This is a genomic window from Streptomyces sp. NPDC018026, from assembly GCF_044327745.1.
In the GTDB taxonomy this organism is placed as follows: domain Bacteria; phylum Actinomycetota; class Actinomycetes; order Streptomycetales; family Streptomycetaceae; genus Streptomyces; species Streptomyces rubrogriseus.
In genome coordinates this window covers 750849-765407 of the sequence record NZ_JBIRFY010000001.1, presented here as the reverse complement: position 1 = coordinate 765407, position 14559 = coordinate 750849, and the positions used below count along the sequence as shown (strand labels likewise).

At 72.3% G+C, this 14559-nt stretch carries 16 protein-coding genes; 2 read left to right on the top strand and 14 right to left on the bottom strand.

Translation table 11 applies throughout. The features are described from left to right. Positions 1 to 22 precede the first annotated feature (22 nt). Complete coding sequence (locus tag ACH4D3_RS03120) at positions 23 to 511, top strand: hypothetical protein (RefSeq protein WP_398315738.1); 489 nt, start codon at positions 23 to 25, stop codon at positions 509 to 511. Positions 512 to 543: 32 nt separating this feature from the next. Here ACH4D3_RS03120 and ACH4D3_RS03115 read toward each other — a convergent pair whose 3' ends face one another. From ACH4D3_RS03115 to ACH4D3_RS03105, 3 genes are all read right to left on the bottom strand, one after another. Further along, positions 544 to 1053, bottom strand: coding sequence for an O-acetyl-ADP-ribose deacetylase (locus ACH4D3_RS03115; protein ID WP_398315736.1), 510 nt, complete (start codon positions 1051 to 1053; stop codon positions 544 to 546). Next, positions 1050 to 2459, bottom strand: coding sequence for a phytoene desaturase family protein (locus ACH4D3_RS03110; RefSeq protein WP_398315734.1), 1410 nt, complete (start codon positions 2457 to 2459; stop codon positions 1050 to 1052). The genes ACH4D3_RS03115 and ACH4D3_RS03110 overlap by 4 nt, the downstream gene beginning before the upstream one ends. A gap of 107 nt (positions 2460 to 2566) precedes the next feature. Then, positions 2567 to 3508: an AraC family transcriptional regulator gene (locus tag ACH4D3_RS03105; RefSeq protein ID WP_398315732.1), complete on the bottom strand. Its 942-nt coding sequence runs from the start codon at positions 3506 to 3508 to the stop codon at positions 2567 to 2569. 104 nt (positions 3509 to 3612) lie between these two features. Here ACH4D3_RS03105 and ACH4D3_RS03100 point away from each other — a divergent pair, with 104 nt between their 5' ends. Further along, positions 3613 to 4296, top strand: a complete 684-nt coding sequence (locus ACH4D3_RS03100; RefSeq protein WP_398315730.1) for an NAD(P)H oxidoreductase — start codon at positions 3613 to 3615, stop codon at positions 4294 to 4296. Between the two features lie 42 nt (positions 4297 to 4338). Here the strand turns inward: ACH4D3_RS03100 and ACH4D3_RS03095 are convergent, their stop codons facing one another. The 11 genes from ACH4D3_RS03095 to ACH4D3_RS03045 all read right to left on the bottom strand — a co-directional run bounded on the left by ACH4D3_RS03095 (position 4339) and on the right by ACH4D3_RS03045 (position 14272). Beyond that, complete coding sequence (locus ACH4D3_RS03095; protein WP_398315728.1) at positions 4339 to 5229, bottom strand: GNAT family N-acetyltransferase; 891 nt, start codon at positions 5227 to 5229, stop codon at positions 4339 to 4341. Positions 5230 to 5347: 118 nt separating this feature from the next. Beyond that, entirely contained in the window at positions 5348 to 6193 is an 846-nt protein-coding gene (locus ACH4D3_RS03090) for an inositol monophosphatase family protein (RefSeq protein WP_398315726.1), read from the bottom strand. Between the two features lie 97 nt (positions 6194 to 6290). Next, entirely contained in the window at positions 6291 to 8126 is a 1836-nt protein-coding gene (locus ACH4D3_RS03085) for a gamma-glutamyltransferase family protein (protein ID WP_398315724.1), read from the bottom strand. A 291-nt stretch (positions 8127 to 8417) separates the two neighbouring features. After that, positions 8418 to 8867, bottom strand: a complete 450-nt coding sequence (locus tag ACH4D3_RS03080) for a holo-ACP synthase (RefSeq protein ID WP_398315722.1) — start codon at positions 8865 to 8867, stop codon at positions 8418 to 8420. Then, on the bottom strand, positions 8867 to 9673 hold the full coding sequence (locus tag ACH4D3_RS03075; protein ID WP_398315720.1) for a hypothetical protein: 807 nt from the start codon (positions 9671 to 9673) through the stop codon (positions 8867 to 8869). The genes ACH4D3_RS03080 and ACH4D3_RS03075 overlap by 1 nt, the downstream gene beginning before the upstream one ends. Then, positions 9670 to 9939: a phosphopantetheine-binding protein gene (locus ACH4D3_RS03070; RefSeq protein WP_385356058.1), complete on the bottom strand. Its 270-nt coding sequence runs from the start codon at positions 9937 to 9939 to the stop codon at positions 9670 to 9672. The genes ACH4D3_RS03075 and ACH4D3_RS03070 overlap by 4 nt, the downstream gene beginning before the upstream one ends. Next, positions 9936 to 10907: a 3-oxoacyl-[acyl-carrier-protein] synthase III C-terminal domain-containing protein gene (locus tag ACH4D3_RS03065; RefSeq protein ID WP_398315718.1), complete on the bottom strand. Its 972-nt coding sequence runs from the start codon at positions 10905 to 10907 to the stop codon at positions 9936 to 9938. The genes ACH4D3_RS03070 and ACH4D3_RS03065 overlap by 4 nt, the downstream gene beginning before the upstream one ends. After that, on the bottom strand, positions 10907 to 11731 hold the full coding sequence (locus ACH4D3_RS03060) for a class I SAM-dependent methyltransferase (RefSeq protein WP_385356061.1): 825 nt from the start codon (positions 11729 to 11731) through the stop codon (positions 10907 to 10909). Before ACH4D3_RS03060 ends, ACH4D3_RS03065 begins: the two co-directional genes overlap by 1 nt. 86 nt (positions 11732 to 11817) lie before the next feature. Further along, positions 11818 to 12552, bottom strand: a complete 735-nt coding sequence (locus ACH4D3_RS03055; protein ID WP_398315716.1) for a 4'-phosphopantetheinyl transferase superfamily protein — start codon at positions 12550 to 12552, stop codon at positions 11818 to 11820. Beyond that, entirely contained in the window at positions 12549 to 13394 is an 846-nt protein-coding gene (locus ACH4D3_RS03050; protein WP_398316620.1) for a hypothetical protein, read from the bottom strand. Before ACH4D3_RS03050 ends, ACH4D3_RS03055 begins: the two co-directional genes overlap by 4 nt. Before the next feature lie 5 nt (positions 13395 to 13399). Further along, a complete protein-coding gene (locus ACH4D3_RS03045; protein ID WP_398315714.1) occupies positions 13400 to 14272 on the bottom strand; it encodes a diiron oxygenase in 873 nt (290 codons plus the stop codon). Positions 14273 to 14559 lie beyond the last annotated feature (287 nt).

The following is a 14559-nucleotide window of genomic DNA, read 5'->3' as shown; positions in this document are numbered from 1 at the left end:
GACGACGGGAACGGACCGGCCGATGGAAGAGATACAGAACAGCCTGCGCAACGGGCTGTACTGGTGTCTGGTGTTCTCGGTCATCCTGCTGCCGGTGGGGTTCGCGACCGGGTGGTGGGGGTGGGTCGTCCTGGGGTACGCGGCGATCATCTGCGTGAGCGGGATCGTGGGCGTGGTTTTGGCCATCGACGGCCCGGTCCTGACGGTGGCGGCCTTCCTCCTGTGGCTGCTCGCCCTCTCGGCCGGCGTCGGGCTGATCGCCTTCGGCGTGCACGCCGTCGTGACGTTCGAGCCGTACTGCGTCCCGTCCGAGACGGTCGACTGCCGGCTGCTGCTCAACGGGCAGGACGTGGGCAAGGCGACCGTGGCCGATCAGCGCAGGAGCATGGTCGTGGATTCGCTGTATCCCGTCGGCGGCGGTGCCGCGATCGCCGTCACCACCCTGGTCGTCGGGGCCGTACGCGTGCGTGCCCGCTTCTCGCACGGCGGACTCCGCCTCCGCCGCCGGTAGGTCGCCGGGACCGGTCGGGCCGCCGACCGTGCTCAGCCCACCCGCGCCGCGAACGCCTCGTACGCGCGGGCGTCGAAGAGGACGAAGCGGACCTCCGTCACCGATGTCCCGGTGGCCGCCACCGTCTCGACGGCGATGCGGGCCGCGTCGTCCATCGGCCAGCGGTAGACGCCGGTGGAGATGGCGGGGAAGGCCACCGTGCGGGCGCCCAACTCGTCGGCGGTGCGCAGGGATGCGCGGTAGCAGGAGGCGAGCAGGCCGGAGCGGTCCTCGGTGGCGGACCAGACCGGGCCGACCGTGTGGATCACCCAGCGGGCGTCCAGGTCGCCCGCGGTGGTGGCGACCGCACGGCCCGTGGGCAGGCCCTTGCCGAGGTGACCCGCGCGGAGCCTGCGGCACTCCGCCAGGATCGCGGGGCCGCCGCGCCGGTGGATGGCGCCGTCGACGCCGCCTCCGCCGAGGAGGGAGGAGTTGGCGGCGTTGACGATCGCGTCGGCGCTCTCGCGGGTGATGTCGCCCTGGACGAGGGTGATGTCGGTCATGTCTGCCTCAGCCTGCGCCAGACGGCCTTCGCCGCGTTGTGGCCCGACATGCCGTGGACGCCGGGGCCGGGCGGGGTGGCCGACGAGCAGATGAACACGGCCGGGTGCGGGGTCGAGTACGGGAACAGGGAGATCTTGGGGCGCAGCAGCAGCTGGAGGCCGGAGACCGCGCCGGAGGAGATGTCGCCGCCGACGTAGTTGGCGTTGCGGGCGGCCAGTTCGGCCGGTCCCGCGGTGGCGCGGGCGAGGACGCGGTCGCGGAAGCCGGGGGCGAAGCGCTCCAGTTGGCGTTCCATGGCGTCGGTGAGGTCGCCGCTCCAGCCGTTGGGGACGTGGCCGTAGGCCCAGAAGACGTGCTTGCCGGCCGGGGCGCGGGTGGGGTCGGCGACGCTGGGCTGCACGGTGATCAGGAACGGCCGCTCGGGTGCGCGGTCGGTGCCGTAGGCGGCGTGCAGGGCGGCGCCGATCTCCGTGCTGTCGGCGCCGATCTGCACGGTGCCCGCGCTGCGCGGCTCCTCGGCCGTCCACGGGACGGGTCCGTCCAGCGCGTAGTCGATCTTGAAGACGCTGGGGCCGTAGCGGTAGTTCGCGTAGTGGCTGCCGAGACCGGCGATGCGGGCCAGGGCCGTGGGCGAGGTGTCGAAGACGTACGCGCGCGCGGGCGGCAGGTCGTCGAGGCGTTTGACCTCGTAGTCGGTGTGGACGGCGCCGCCGAGGTCCTGGAGGTACCCGGTGAGGGCGTCGGAGATGGACTGGGAGCCGCCGCGGGCGACGGGCCAGCCGCGGGCGTGCGCGGCCAGGGCGAAGACCAGGCCTATGGCGCCGGTGGCGAAGCCGCCGAGCGGGGCCATGACGTGCGCGACGAGCCCGGCGAAGAGGGTCTTGGCCTTCTCGTCGCGGAAGCGGCGCATCAGCCAGGTCGACGGGGGCAGACCGACCAGGCCGAACCGGGCCAGGGTGACCGGGTCGCGGGGCAGCGCGGTCAGCGGCAGGGACATGAAGTCCCGGGCCAGCGTGTCCCACCTGGGCAGGAAACGCTCGACCAGCCTGCGGTACGGACCGGCGTCGCGCGCTCCGAAGGAGGCGGCGGTCTCGCCGACCGAGCGGGACAGCACAGCGGCCGAGCCGTCGAGGAAGGGGTGTGCCATGGGCAGCCCGGGGTGCAGCCACTGAAGGCCGTACCGCTCCAGGGGGAGGTCGCGGAAGGCGGGTGAGTTGATACCGAGCGGGTGCGCGGCCGAGCACGGGTCGTGCCGGAAGCCGGGCAGGGTCAGCTCCTCCGTGCGCGCGCCGCCGCCCACGGTGCCCCGCGCCTCGAACACGGCGACCGAGAATCCGCGGCGGGCCAGCTCCACGGCGGCGGTCAGTCCGTTCGGCCCCGCACCCACTACGACCGCATCGAGCATCGACGGCACCTTCGGACCCCTTCGTCAGCCGATGGCCACTGGGGATCAGGATATGCCCGGGGTCCGACAGCGCACGGTCTCGGGTGGGCGGGACCGCGCGCCGGGGTTCAGGCCGCCGCCGCGGCGCGGAATGTGCTGGGGCTCTGGCCCCGGTGGCGTTTGAAGGCGGCGCTGAAACCGAACGCGTCGGCATAGCCGACGGACCTGGCGATCCGGGCGATGCTGAGGTCGGTGTCGGTCAGCAGTGCCTCGGCGTCGGCCATCCGGCATTCGGTGAGGTAGGCGAGGGGCGGGCGGCCCATCAGCTCGGTGAAGCGTTTGGCGAACAGCGCCCGGGAGACACCCGCCCGGCCGGCGAGCGACGCCACCGTCCAGGACTCGGCGGGCCGGTTGTGGAAGGCATGCAGGGCGGGGCCGAGGACCGGGTCGGCCAGGCCGCGGTACCAGCTGGGCGCGTCGGCACCGGCCTGGTCGAACCAGTTGCGCAGGGTGCAGACCAGGGCCCAGTCGAGGAGCCGGTCCATCAGCGCCTGGGAACCGGCCGAGAGCCGGGCGGCGTCGGCCGCGGCCGTCTCCAGCCAGGCACAGACCTCGACGTCCTCGTTGACGACCAGGACCGGCGGCAGGGTGCGCAGGAGCCGCTCGTGGCGGTGCCCCGAGGCGCGGTAGGCGCCCACGATCAGCGCCGTCGCGCCGTCCGGATCGGTGCCCCAGCGGATCCCGCCGAGGTCCTGGGCGGTGCACTCGGGGTCCTCGGTGAAGCACGCGATCTCGTACTCGGTGTGCGGGCGGTCGGCCGTGGCGGGCCGGTCGGCGAGCAGGAACGGCGCGGGGCCGCGGACGAGGGCCGTGTCGCCCACGCCGACCGCCCGTCGGGTGCCGTCGGGCAGCAGCAGGGTGCCGCCGCCGCGCAGCACGCTGACCATGGTGAGCGGTGCGCGGTCGGTGAAGCGGATGGTCCAGGGCGCCGTCAGTACGGCGTGGCTGACGACCGCGCCCTCGGCCCGGATGCCGCTCAGCAGTGAACTCAGGGGATCCACGCCGGTCATCGTAGACGATCTCTTATGTTTCCGAGAGTTTCTCCCATGGATCATCCATGCGGCCGCGGCTGTACTGAATTCGTCGCACTGACCGAGACCAGCCGGGAGACCCCGTGACGCAGCACAGCAGCAACCACGCCAGGACCGCCCTCGTGGTCGTCGCGCACCACCGCGACGATTCCCTCACCGCGCACACCGCCCGCCGTACCGCCGACCGGCTGGAGGCCGCCGGATACCGCGTCGACCTGCTCGACCTGCACGCCGAGGGTTTCGACCCGCGGATGAACACGGCGGACCAGCCGGACTGGGGCGACCGGGAGAAGGCGTACTCGGACGAGGCGCGGGCGCACATGCGGCGCGTGCTCGACGCCGAAGTGATCGTCGCCGTCTTCCCGGTGTACTGGCAGAGCGTGCCCGCCCTCCTCAAGGGATGGATCGACCGCGTGTGGAACTACGGCTTCGCCTACGGCCGCAGCAAGCCGCGCCTGGCGGGCAAGCGCATGCTCTGGCTGGGCCTGGCCGGTGCCACCGCGGACGATCCGATCACCGAGGCGATGCACGCCATACTGGAGACCAACCTCAGCGGGGGCATCGCCTACTACTGCGGCTTCTCCCACTCGTCCGTCGCTCTGCTCACCGACGCCGAGGATCGCCCGCAGCGCGTCGACGCCGAGGGCAGTCTGCTGGTCGGCGACGCGGTCGAGGGCGCCGAGCGGGAGGCGCAGTACGCCGACTTCGACCGTCGTGCGCGGGAGGCGGTGGAGAAGTTCCTCGCCGCGGAGGGGGTGGCGGCCTGACGGCGCAAGAGCCGCGCGGCGCGACCGGCGCGGGCCCGGTCGTCACAGGTCGAGCTGGTACTCCAGGGCCCGGTGCGTGGGGGCGTAGCCGAGCGCGTCGTTGATGCGGCGCATGTGCGTGTTGCTGTCGGCCGTGTCGGTGACCAGACCGGCGAGACCGGGGTGCTGCGCGCGGGCGAGGCGGATCGACTCGGCCTTCATCCAGCGGCCGAGGCCGTGGCCGCGGTGCCCGGGCAGCACACCGGTGCCGTAGTGCAGCCCGTCGCCCTTGCCGTCGCCGGGCACGACGAACTCCGAGAAGCCGGCGACCGAGCCGTCCGACTCGTCGACGACGGCCACCGTGGTGAGCTGCTCCCCGCGGTCGGCGACGGCCCGGGCGGCTGCCAGGACCCGCTCGACGTCCCAGACCACGACGCCGTAGTCGGTGTCGTCCATCGGCATGTCGTCCATCGCGCGGCGCGAGTCGGCGAAGGTCGCGGCCAGGTCGTCCGGGACGGTGCCGCGCCAGGACACCAACCGGTAGCCGGGGTGCGGCCGCCCGACGATCGCGTCGGTCTCGCCGGCCCGGCCGCCGCCCGTGCCGCTCAGGTCGAGCCGGGCGTACGTCAGGGCCAGCACCTTGCGGAAGCCGCTCGCGGCGAGGAAGTGGTCGCCGGGCGTGTCCGCGTCGGCCTGCGCGACGACCGACCGCCGGCCGGCCTCCCGCGCGGCGGCCACCGCCGTCTCCAGGAGCCGCGACCCGACGCGGCCGCGCCGCTCCGCCGGGTGCACGTTCAGCGTCAGCTCCGCCAGGTGGTCCTGCCCTTCCCGGGTGAACACCCGCAGGAACGCGTGCCCGAGCGGACGGCCGTCGTCCGCGCAGGCCAGCCAGGCCAGGCGATGGGCGGACGGGGTGCGGGCGGGGTCGGTGAGGGCGGTGACGTGCGGCGACAAGGTGACTCCGGTCGGTCGGCGAGCGCTGTTCCGGGCGACAGTCGACCACGCGACGGGCCTTTGGGGCACCGGATTTCCCGCACCCGGGTTCCGGGGCGGCGGCGCCGCTCTCCGGGGATCAGGCCTCGCCCGACAGCAGGGCCACCACCTGCCGGGCCGTGGCCGCGTCGCGGGCGGCGGTGAACGGCAGTTCGTTGCCCCCGGTGATGCGGAAGGGTTCGCCCGTGCGGGTCAGGTGGGTGCCGCCCGCCTCCTCGACCAGGAGAAGACCGGCCGCGTGGTCCCACGCCGCTTCCCAGGAGAAGGCGGTGGCGTCGGACTCGCCGCGGGCGACGGCCAGGTACTCCAGGCCGGCCGAGCCGCAGGGCCGGGGTGCCACGCCCGGGGTGCGCAGGGCCAGCAGGTCGCGCTTCTGCTCGTCCGTCGTGTAGTCCGGGTGGGAGGTGGCCACCCGCAGGTCCCGGCCGGGCTCGGGCGGCCCCGCGTACAGCCGCTCACCGTCCAGGAAGGCGCCCCCCGCGCGTACGGCCGTGGCGAGCCGGTCGTCGACCGGGGCGTAGGTCCAGGAGGCGTGCACGACCCCGCGGTGGGCGAGCGCCACCAGCGTGCAGAAGCCCTCCTCGCCGCGCACGAACTGCCGGGTCCCGTCGACCGGGTCGACGATCCACACCGGGGCCTCGCCGCGTATCGCCCCGTAGGACGCCGGGTTCGCGTGCACCGCTTCCTCGCCGACCACCACCGAGCCGGGCAGCAGGCGGGGCAGGACCTCCGTGAGGTGCAGCTCCGCCTTGCGGTCGGCGTCCGTCACCAGGTCGTGCGGGCCCGCCTTCTGGTCGACCTCGTGTGCCGCGAGCCGGCGCCAGCGCGGCATGATCTCCTGCGCGGCCGCCTTGCGGACGGCCTCCTCCACGTCGTCGGTGTGCCGGGCGAGAAACTCGTCGATGGTTTCGTTGTCCTCGATCATGACTCCATGAGAGCACGCGCCACTGACAATCCCCACCCGGGTGGTGTACTCCGGGTGGAATCGGCACGAACATCAGGTGCACGCGCGCGCGTGCCGGTCAGCGGCCCACCGCGTACCCCTGCATGCCGCGCGGGTTCGCCGCCGCCGACAGCACGCCCGTCTCCGGGTCCCGGGCGACGGCGCACAGCCGGCCCTCCGACCACGCCTCCCCCACCGTCACGTCGTGCCCGCGGCGCCGCAGCTCCTCTACGACCTCCGCCGGCATGCGGGACTCCACGGTGACCGAGCCCGCCCGCATGCCGCGCGGGAAGAAGGAGCCGGGGAAGCTGTCGTTGTGCCAGTTCGGGGCGTCGATCGCGCCCTGGAGGTCGAGACCGCCGCGTACCCGCGCGCGCAGCGCGACCGCCAGGAAGAAGTGCGTCTGCCACTGGTCCTGCTGGTCGCCGCCGGGGGTGCCGAAGGCCATGACCGGCACTCCGTCGCGCAGGGCGATGGAGGGGGTGAGCGTGGTGCGCGGGCGACGGCCCGGCGTGAGCGAGTTGGGCAGGCCCTCCTCCAGCCAGGTCATCTGGAGCCGGGTGCCGAGCGGGAAGCCCAGTTCGGGCACGACGGGGTTGGACTGGAGCCAGCCGCCGCTGGGCGTGGCCGAGACCATGTTGCCCCAGCGGTCCACGATGTCGAGGTGGCAGGTGTCGCCGCGGGTGCCTCCGTCGGCCGCCACGTCCGGCTCCCCCGGCACCGGGGACGCCGGGCTCTTGGCGACCGTCGGTTCACCGACCCCGAGGGCGTCGAGGCCCTCCCCTTCCACGGCGGCGACGAGCGCGTGGGCGGCGAGCCGCGGGACGCGCCCGCCCGGGGCGCCGGGGCGCAGTTCGAAGGAGGCCTTGTCGCCGACGAGTCGCCGCCGCGCCGCGTTGTACTCGGGCGACAGCAGCTCGTCCAGCGGTACGCGGTCCGCGCCGTCGGCGTCGCCGTACCAGGCCTCCCGGTCGGCCATGGCGAGCTTGCAGCCCTCGACCAGCAGATGGACGTAGTCGGCACCGCCGTGGTCGGGCAGCTCGGGCGGGAGCAGCGCCAACTGCTGGAGCAGGACGGGCCCCTGGCTCCACGGTCCGGCCTTGCACAGGGTCCAGCCGTTCCAGTCGTACGTCGCCGGGGCCTCGTAGTGCGCCGACCAGCCGGCCAGGTCGGCGGCGGTGAGGGTGCCGGTGCGGCGTTCGCCGCTGGTGTCCAGGGTGGGCCGCCCGGCCTGCCGTACGAGGGCCTCGGCGATGAACCCGGACCGCCAGATCTCCCGCGCGGCGTCGATCTCCGCCTCCCGGTCCGCCGCGCCGGCGGCCTCGGCGAGCAGCCGCTTCCAGGTGGCGGCCAGGGCCGGGTTGCGCAGCAGTTCGCCGGGGCGGGGCGGACGTCCGTCCGGCAGGTACACCTCGGCGGAGGAGGTCCACTCCGTCTCGAACAGCTCCCGTACGGTCTCGACGGTCTCGGCGACGCGCTCCACCGGTGCGTGCCCGTGCTCGGCGTAGCCGACGGCGTACTTCAGCACGTCGGCCAGCGGCTTGGTGCCGTGGTCGCGCAGCAGGAGCAGCCAGGCGTCGAAGGCCCCGGGCACGGCGGCGGCGAGCGGTCCGGTGCCGGGGACGAGACCGAGTCCGAGCCCCTTGTAGTGCGCCACCGTGGCCCCCGCCGGGGCCACACCCTGTCCGCACAGCACCCGCACCTCGCCCCCCGCGGGCGCGAGCAGGATCGGCACCTCCCCGGCGGGCCCGTTGAGGTGCGGTTCGACGACGTGCAGTACGAAGGCCCCGGCGACGGCCGCGTCGTAGGCGTTGCCCCCGTCCTCCAGCACCGCCATGGCCGACTGGGAGGCCAGCCAGTGGGTGGAGGACACCATGCCGAAGGTGCCCTGCAGGGTCGGCCGGGTAGTGAACATACGGGGTCTCACCTCGTTGTTTACGTGCGTCGGACGGTCGAATCCGTACTCAGGGTCGGGCCTGGGGCCCCATCCCTCAGCAGGCTATCGATCGCCTTGCGCCCCTTCTTCCCCGCCTCCGGCATGCAGTGCGCACAGCAGCGGGGCTTCCGCAGGAGCCGCCGGCCCGCCGTCGGAACCGCGGTGATCTTGGTCGAGAACCCGTGCTGAGGGGAAGCGCCCTCTGGCGGCACTTTCCAGGGGAACGCCCCCTCCTGGGCGGGCAGTTTGCGAAGCTCCGCCCGTTCACTCTCAGCGGGGCTCTGCCCGTCCACGCTCGAGCGCGGCGAGGACGTCGCCCGGGCCGATGTGCCGCCCGCCCCGGCCGTCCTCCTCCAGCGCGAGCGCCACCGCGAAGACCAGGTCCCCCTTGTGCGTGAGGGAGACCCGTATCTCCACGATGCCCGCCGCGGCCGCCCGGTCCGCCGCGGCCCCGGAGAGACGGACGAGGGGCGCGCCCTCGTCCGTCCGCAGCACGGCCACCTGACAGAGACGTACACCACCCGTCATGCCCGTACCGAGCGCCTTGAGCACCGCCTCCTTGGCGGCGAACCGCCCGGCCAGGAACTCCCGGGCGCGGTCCGGGCCGAAGCCCGCCGCGATCGCCGACTCCGCGTCCGCGTAGACGAAGGAGCGGAACCACGGGCGGGCCAGGAGCCGGTCGAGCTCGCCAAGGCGGAGCAGGTCGACGCCGATCCGCATCAGGCGGCGGCCGGTGCGGTGGTGAACACCGCGTGATGCTCGCGGCCGGTGCCGGGTTCGGTGTCGCGCAGGACGACCGTGTGATGGCTGCGCTGCCACTCCTGCCAGTGCGCGGCCAGCTCCAGCCACACTCCGGTGCAGTAGGTGCCGGACGGCGCACGGTGCACATCGGTCTTGTGCGGTACGTCGCTGCCGGTCGCGCAGGGGCCGAGCACGTGCAGGGTGCCGTCGCCGTCGAGGCCGTCGGGCAGCGCGCCCGATCCCACCCTCCCGAGCCGGAGGCCACCCCCGCCCGGCCCGCTCGCTGCCCGCAGCACCAGGGCCGCGGCCGAGTCCGTCAGCTCCTTCTCCCGGACCAGGGGTACGTCGACGGGCAGCGTGGTCTGCTCCAGGACGGCGAGGACCACCTCGGCCGCCCGGCCGGACCGGGCATGCGCGGCGGCGATCCGCAGCGCGGTGAACGGCGCCGCCAATCCCTGCTGGGAGAGGGCGAAATTGACCGCCTCGCCGCCGAGCCGCTCGGTGAGATGCGGCGCGACGGCGGTGAACGGGACCACGTCCGGCAGGGCGTGCGCGACGATCAGCAGCTGGGGGCGGGCGCCGCGTACCGCATCCGAGTCGACGAGCCGGTCCGCGAGGTGACGGTGCGTCACCTGTCGCCCGGAACGCAGGAGTTCCGCGTCGGGCTTGGCGCCGAAGGGGCCGAGCAGGTCCTCGAAGAAGCCCAGGTGCTCCAGCGTTGCGGCGGGCCCGGTGCCTTCGGGGGAACGGACCGCGGCGGTGGCGTGCAGTGCGAGCTGGGTCATTGCCCTTCCTCTCCGGCGCGCAGCAGCTCCTCGACGTAGTCGGCGAAGGAGCGGACGGAGCGCAGGTGGTCGATGTCGAGGGTCTCGGGATCGACGGCGGCGCCGGTGGAGTCCTCGACCAGGAGCAGGAGTTCGAGCACGGACGAGGAGTCGAGACGGAGGTCGTCGAAGAGGCGGGTGTCCTCGGTGAGCTCGGTGATCTCCCGCTCCAGGACCTCGGCGAGCCCCTTCTCGATCGCGGAGATCACCTCCTGGCGGTCGGTCATGCGGCAGCCGCTCCCTTCCGCCCGGCGCGATGGGTGATCACCATGGCGCCGAAGGTCGCGCCCAGGCCGACCGAGACCAGGACGTAGTGGGCCCCGTCGGTCAGCCGCCCCTCCTCGCGCAGGGTCGTGTAGTTGACGAAGACGTCGGAGGCGAAGGTGTGGCTGTAGCGGGGCACGTTGTCGAGGAAGACCTTCTCCGTCGGCACGTCGAGGGCCTTGATGGTCTGGCGCCAGGCCAGCATGTTGACGTTGTGCGGGATGATCAGGTCGACGTCGGCGAAGGTCAGGCCCGCCTCGGCCACGGCCCGGTCGATGACCTCGGCGATCCGGGTGCCGTACTGCTCCCCGAACTCGGTGTTCTGCTCGGGGGTCAGCTCCAGCCACTCGGCGTACTCGCCCAGGGTGCGGGTGGCGAAGGAGCGAACCTGGTCGCCGGCGCCGTCGAGGGTGACCAGGCAGGCAGCCGCGGCGTCCGCCATGATCGCGGTGTTGGGGATGTGCTGGACGACCGGTGAGTAGGCGCGCTCACCCGTGACCATCAGGGCGTAGGCGTTCTCGTCGCCGTCCGCGCGCAGCAGTTCACCGATCACGTCCAGGGCGCCGAGGCTGGAGACGCAGGCCTGGTGGCTGAGGGCGAACGCCTCGGTCTCGTCGAGCCCGAGGTCGGCGCGGACCACCTGGGCGACCTCCACGTCCGGGGGCGCGACGGCCTGGGTGGTGTGCGCGTAGACCAGATAGGACACGCGCGCACCGTCCGGCAGGGCGTCCAGGGCGCCGCGGGCGGCGGGCCGCAGCAGGTCGAAGAGGTTCAGGTCGGGGTCGAAGCGCAGGGTGTCGAGTCCGTAGAACTTGCGGAACACCCCCAGCGCGGCCCGGCGCAGACCGAGATGCTCGCCGAGCTCCTCGATCCGTACGCTCCGTTCCGGGAGGTACGACTCGATGCGCTCCAAGGTGGTGTGTGCGGCCATCAGGCGGCCACGGTCTCGGCGCGGATCAGCCACAGACGGTTGGCGCCGCGCCGGCTCCTCGGCTGGACCTCGTAGGGCCAGCGGCCCTCGCCGGCGCCCGGCTCGCCCGGCTCCTTGAGGTCGGTGATCTTCCAGCCGTGCGCCGTGAGGAATTCCTCCGGCTCGTCGGTGCCGAAGATCCACGGAGTGCCGTCCGCGGCCAGCGTGTCGAGGAAGCGCTTGGTGAAGGGGGAGCGCAGCAGCGCACGGCCGAGGATGTCGAAGGCGAGACGGCTGCCCGGCGCGGAGGCGGAGGCGAGCAACTCCAGCAGGCCGCCCGCCTGTTCCTCGGTGAGGAAGAAGGTGAGGGCCTCCGCGATCCACAGCGTGGGCTTGGCCGGGTCGAAGCCGGCACGCTCCAGGTCGGGCAGCCACTCGCCGGTCAGGTCGGCGGAGACCTCCCGCCGGTCGGTGCGCGGGGTGGCGCCCAGGGCGTCGAGGCGGCGGCGCTTCTCGGCGATGAGGGGGCCGTGGTCCACCTCGAAGACCGTGGCGGACTCGGGCCAGTCGAGACGGAAGGCGCGGGTGTCCATACCGGCGGCGATGAGCACCACCTGGGTGATCTCACCCTCGGCGAGGGTCGACTCGATGGACTCGTCGAGGTACTTGGTGCGGATCGAGATGAACGGCAGCAGCCCGCCTCCCTCGTAGCGGTCGATGAGTTCGAAGCCCTTGGGGGCGGCGAGGTCGTGGGCCAGCGGGTCGGTGTAGAGCGCGTCGTCGCGCTCGGACTCCAGGGCCCGGGCGGCGGCCATCCACTGGGCGGTGTACGAGACTGCGTGCATCGGTCGGCCTCTTTCGGGATCTTCGGCAAAAGACAGCGGGCGAAGACAGCCGGCGGTGGCGGCGGTCTGGGTCACGGGCAGAACGGTCAGGAGAAGAAGGCCCGTTGGATGGTGGCCAGGGACTGGAAGTCCTCGACGTCGATGGTGTCGAAGTCGATCTCCTGGCCGCTGGCGTCCTCGATCGCGTAGACCAGCTCGACGAAGGCGAGCGAGTCGACGAGGCGGTTCTCGATGATGTTGACGTCGTAGGCCAGTTCGGAGCGGTCGGGGTGGCGTCCGAGGATCCAGTCCCTGACCTTGTCGATCCCTGTGGTGTCCACGGCGGAGCTCATGGCGATTCCCTTCGTTCGGTTGCTTCTTGATTCAGTTGCTTCTTGAGTGGCGGAGATGAGTGCGGTTGGTGGCGTGGGTGAGGTGATGACCGCGACCGCCACGGCGACGGCCCAGCCGCCGTCGTGGCTGATGCTGAGGTCGACCGGCCCGAGCCCCACCTCCCGCGCCAGGCGGGCGGCCCGCCCGGTCAGCCGGAGCGTGGGCCGGCCGCCGGGGCCCGGCAGGATCTCGGTCGAGAGCCAGGGGACCGGTCCGCCGGGCGTGCCGAACAGCTTGAACACGGCCTCCTTGGCCGCCAGCCGCCCCGCGGCGCCCGCCTCGTCGGACAGCCGGAGCTCTGCGGGGGTGAGCATGCGGTGCAGGGCCGGTGCCGACGGCGGCTCGCGGAGCTGGGGGATCCGGGAGAGCGGCACCAGGTCGACACCGATCCGTGGCAGTGCGACGGTGATCGGCGCCGGCGCGACGGCTGCCGGGGCGGGCCCGGTCATGCCGCTGGGGCCGGACCCACGGCGGCGGCCGCGCCGCGCACCGCTGCCAGAGCGGCGCTCAGATCGGTGTCGTGTACCTCGGACAGGACGGCGAGCCAGCGTTCGAGACCGAAGGCCACACAGGAGGTGAAGGCGTGCTCGCCCGCCGGCAGGCGGATGTCGCAGCGCTCGCCGAAGAAGTTGCGGTGTGTGTTGACCGAGGCGATGGCCAGGTCCCCGTACTGGAACTCGTACTTGACCGGGCTGAGCTTGGCCAACAGGGCGCGGGCGCCGTCGTTCTTGAAGAACGGGTCGCTGGCCGCCTCCCGGGTGAGGCCCAGGCCCAGCGCCTCGGCGAAGGCCTCGATGCGTTCGGTGAACCGGGCGATGACCTGCTGGGTGTGCTCATAGCTGCCGAGGGCGACGATCTCGCGCATCTGGAAGCTGGCCAGCCTGCGCAGCCCGCCGTAGTGGTCCTCGTTGCGGAAGCAGCGGTTGACCAGCGTCACCAGGATGTCGCCGGACAGGTCCGTGCCCTCGTGGTAGAGGTACGCGCCGTAGCAGGTGGCGTGCGGCAGGCCGTAGCGGGTCTCGCGCAGGCCGGACGGGGCGAAGGCGCCGTCCACCGGCTTGACGTCACCGCCGTCCAGGTCGAGACCGCCCGCGACCCAGGCGAGGTGCGGGAAGTTGTCGTAGACGTCGAACTTCTCCAGGTCGGTCACGGGATACAGCGGCGGCGGACTGATCTCCTCCGCACCGGCCGCCACGCCCCAGCCTGCGAAGAGCTGGTCGAGTTCGCGCACGAGCCGGGTGGCGCCTGGGCCGAGGATGGCCAGGGCGGGCGCGCCGGAGCTGCCGGTCAGCCGGTTCACCGGATGATTCCCGTCTTCTGGAGGAACTTGGCCGTCTTGCGGAAGGTCCGCTCCTCGGCGCGGTGCCGGGCAGGTGAGGCAAGGAGTGTGCGGCGCACCTCGTGCGGGTTGTCGATGCCCGCGTCGCGGTAGACCTGGGGGTGGTACATCGACTCGAAGCTGTGGGTCATGTAGCGCTTCAAGTACTCTGAGATACCGTCCAGTTCGGCCTCTGTGGCGGTGCGCCGCACGTCCTCGAAGAGCAGCTGGACCAGTTCGCGGCCGAAGGCGATGTGCCGGGACTCGTCCTGGTGGTGGATGCGGTTGATGCCGCGGATCGTCTCGTGCAGACGTTCGTCGGCCGCCATCGTGGAGTTGTAGTGGTCGACCAGCTCCTCGAAGATCATGATCCGGGCGAAGACCAGCAGGCTCTCCACCTTCGGCGAGGGGACCGCGCCGCTCCCGCCGGCCGGCTGCCGGTAGATCTTCCCGTTTCCGTAACGCAGGCAGAACTCGGCGAAGAACCACATGTGTTCGTTCTCCTCACCGATGAAGTGGTGGAAGAACTCCGACGGCGCCTCGAAACCCTTGGTGTGGATACGGTTGACCACTTCGACAAGGAGCTCCCGGATGCCGTGCACATTCAGGCTGTAGAAGTTGATGCTCTCGTACCGGGAAAGCGTCTGAAGCTGCTCGGTGCTCAGCGAATCCGCGAGCTCGGTGTCATGCGCGGTGGTGAGTTCCGGGCTCATCCACCACATGCCTTCCGGCAGTTGATCGGGCCATTCGAAAATCCGGTACGGATTGTAGTAGTCGTCGATCGATTTCGCGCTCAGCCGGTCCAGTATTCCCTGGAATCGGGGACTGCGGTCGATGACCTCGCTGACCATGGAGTAAAGGCCTCCGATCGGCTCGGGTTGATGTCGTCGACGACGAATCTAGGGCGGCACTCGAGAGCGGCTCAACGCCCGGAAGCGGCCTGGCCGGGACCGGACAGTGCGCCGGCCCGGGGCCGGACGTGCGCAGATCCGGGGCCGGACGTGCACAGATCCAGGCGGCCTGTGTGCCTGATCCATGTCCACGAATGGTCTAGACCCGCTACCGTCGACCGACGGCCGGTCCGTCGGTCGATTCCGGCCCGGACGGTGTCCCAGGGGAGGGAGTACGCACTGTGAAC

Bases quoted from the DNA above. Each gene is read 5' to 3' on its own strand.
- ACH4D3_RS03080 (WP_398315722.1), bottom strand. From the start codon at position 8,867: ATGCGGATCGGCGTCGACCTGCTCCGCCTTGGCGAGCTCGACCGGCTC.
- ACH4D3_RS03045 (WP_398315714.1), bottom strand. From the start codon at position 14,272: ATGGTCAGCGAGGTCATCGACCGCAGTCCCCGATTCCAGGGAATACTG.
- ACH4D3_RS03070 (WP_385356058.1), bottom strand. From the start codon at position 9,939: ATGACCGACCGCCAGGAGGTGATCTCCGCGATCGAGAAGGGGCTCGCC.
- ACH4D3_RS03115 (WP_398315736.1), bottom strand. From the start codon at position 1,053: ATGACCGACATCACCCTCGTCCAGGGCGACATCACCCGCGAGAGCGCC.
- ACH4D3_RS03090 (WP_398315726.1), bottom strand. From the start codon at position 6,193: ATGATCGAGGACAACGAAACCATCGACGAGTTTCTCGCCCGGCACACC.
- ACH4D3_RS03075 (WP_398315720.1), bottom strand. From the start codon at position 9,673: ATGACCCAGCTCGCACTGCACGCCACCGCCGCGGTCCGTTCCCCCGAA.
- ACH4D3_RS03110 (WP_398315734.1), bottom strand. From the start codon at position 2,459: ATGCTCGATGCGGTCGTAGTGGGTGCGGGGCCGAACGGACTGACCGCC.
- ACH4D3_RS03105 (WP_398315732.1), bottom strand. From the start codon at position 3,508: ATGACCGGCGTGGATCCCCTGAGTTCACTGCTGAGCGGCATCCGGGCC.
- ACH4D3_RS03120 (WP_398315738.1), top strand. From the start codon at position 23: ATGGAAGAGATACAGAACAGCCTGCGCAACGGGCTGTACTGGTGTCTG.
- ACH4D3_RS03065 (WP_398315718.1), bottom strand. From the start codon at position 10,907: ATGGCCGCACACACCACCTTGGAGCGCATCGAGTCGTACCTCCCGGAA.
- ACH4D3_RS03055 (WP_398315716.1), bottom strand. From the start codon at position 12,552: ATGACCGGGCCCGCCCCGGCAGCCGTCGCGCCGGCGCCGATCACCGTC.
- ACH4D3_RS03060 (WP_385356061.1), bottom strand. From the start codon at position 11,731: ATGCACGCAGTCTCGTACACCGCCCAGTGGATGGCCGCCGCCCGGGCC.
- ACH4D3_RS03085 (WP_398315724.1), bottom strand. From the start codon at position 8,126: ATGTTCACTACCCGGCCGACCCTGCAGGGCACCTTCGGCATGGTGTCC.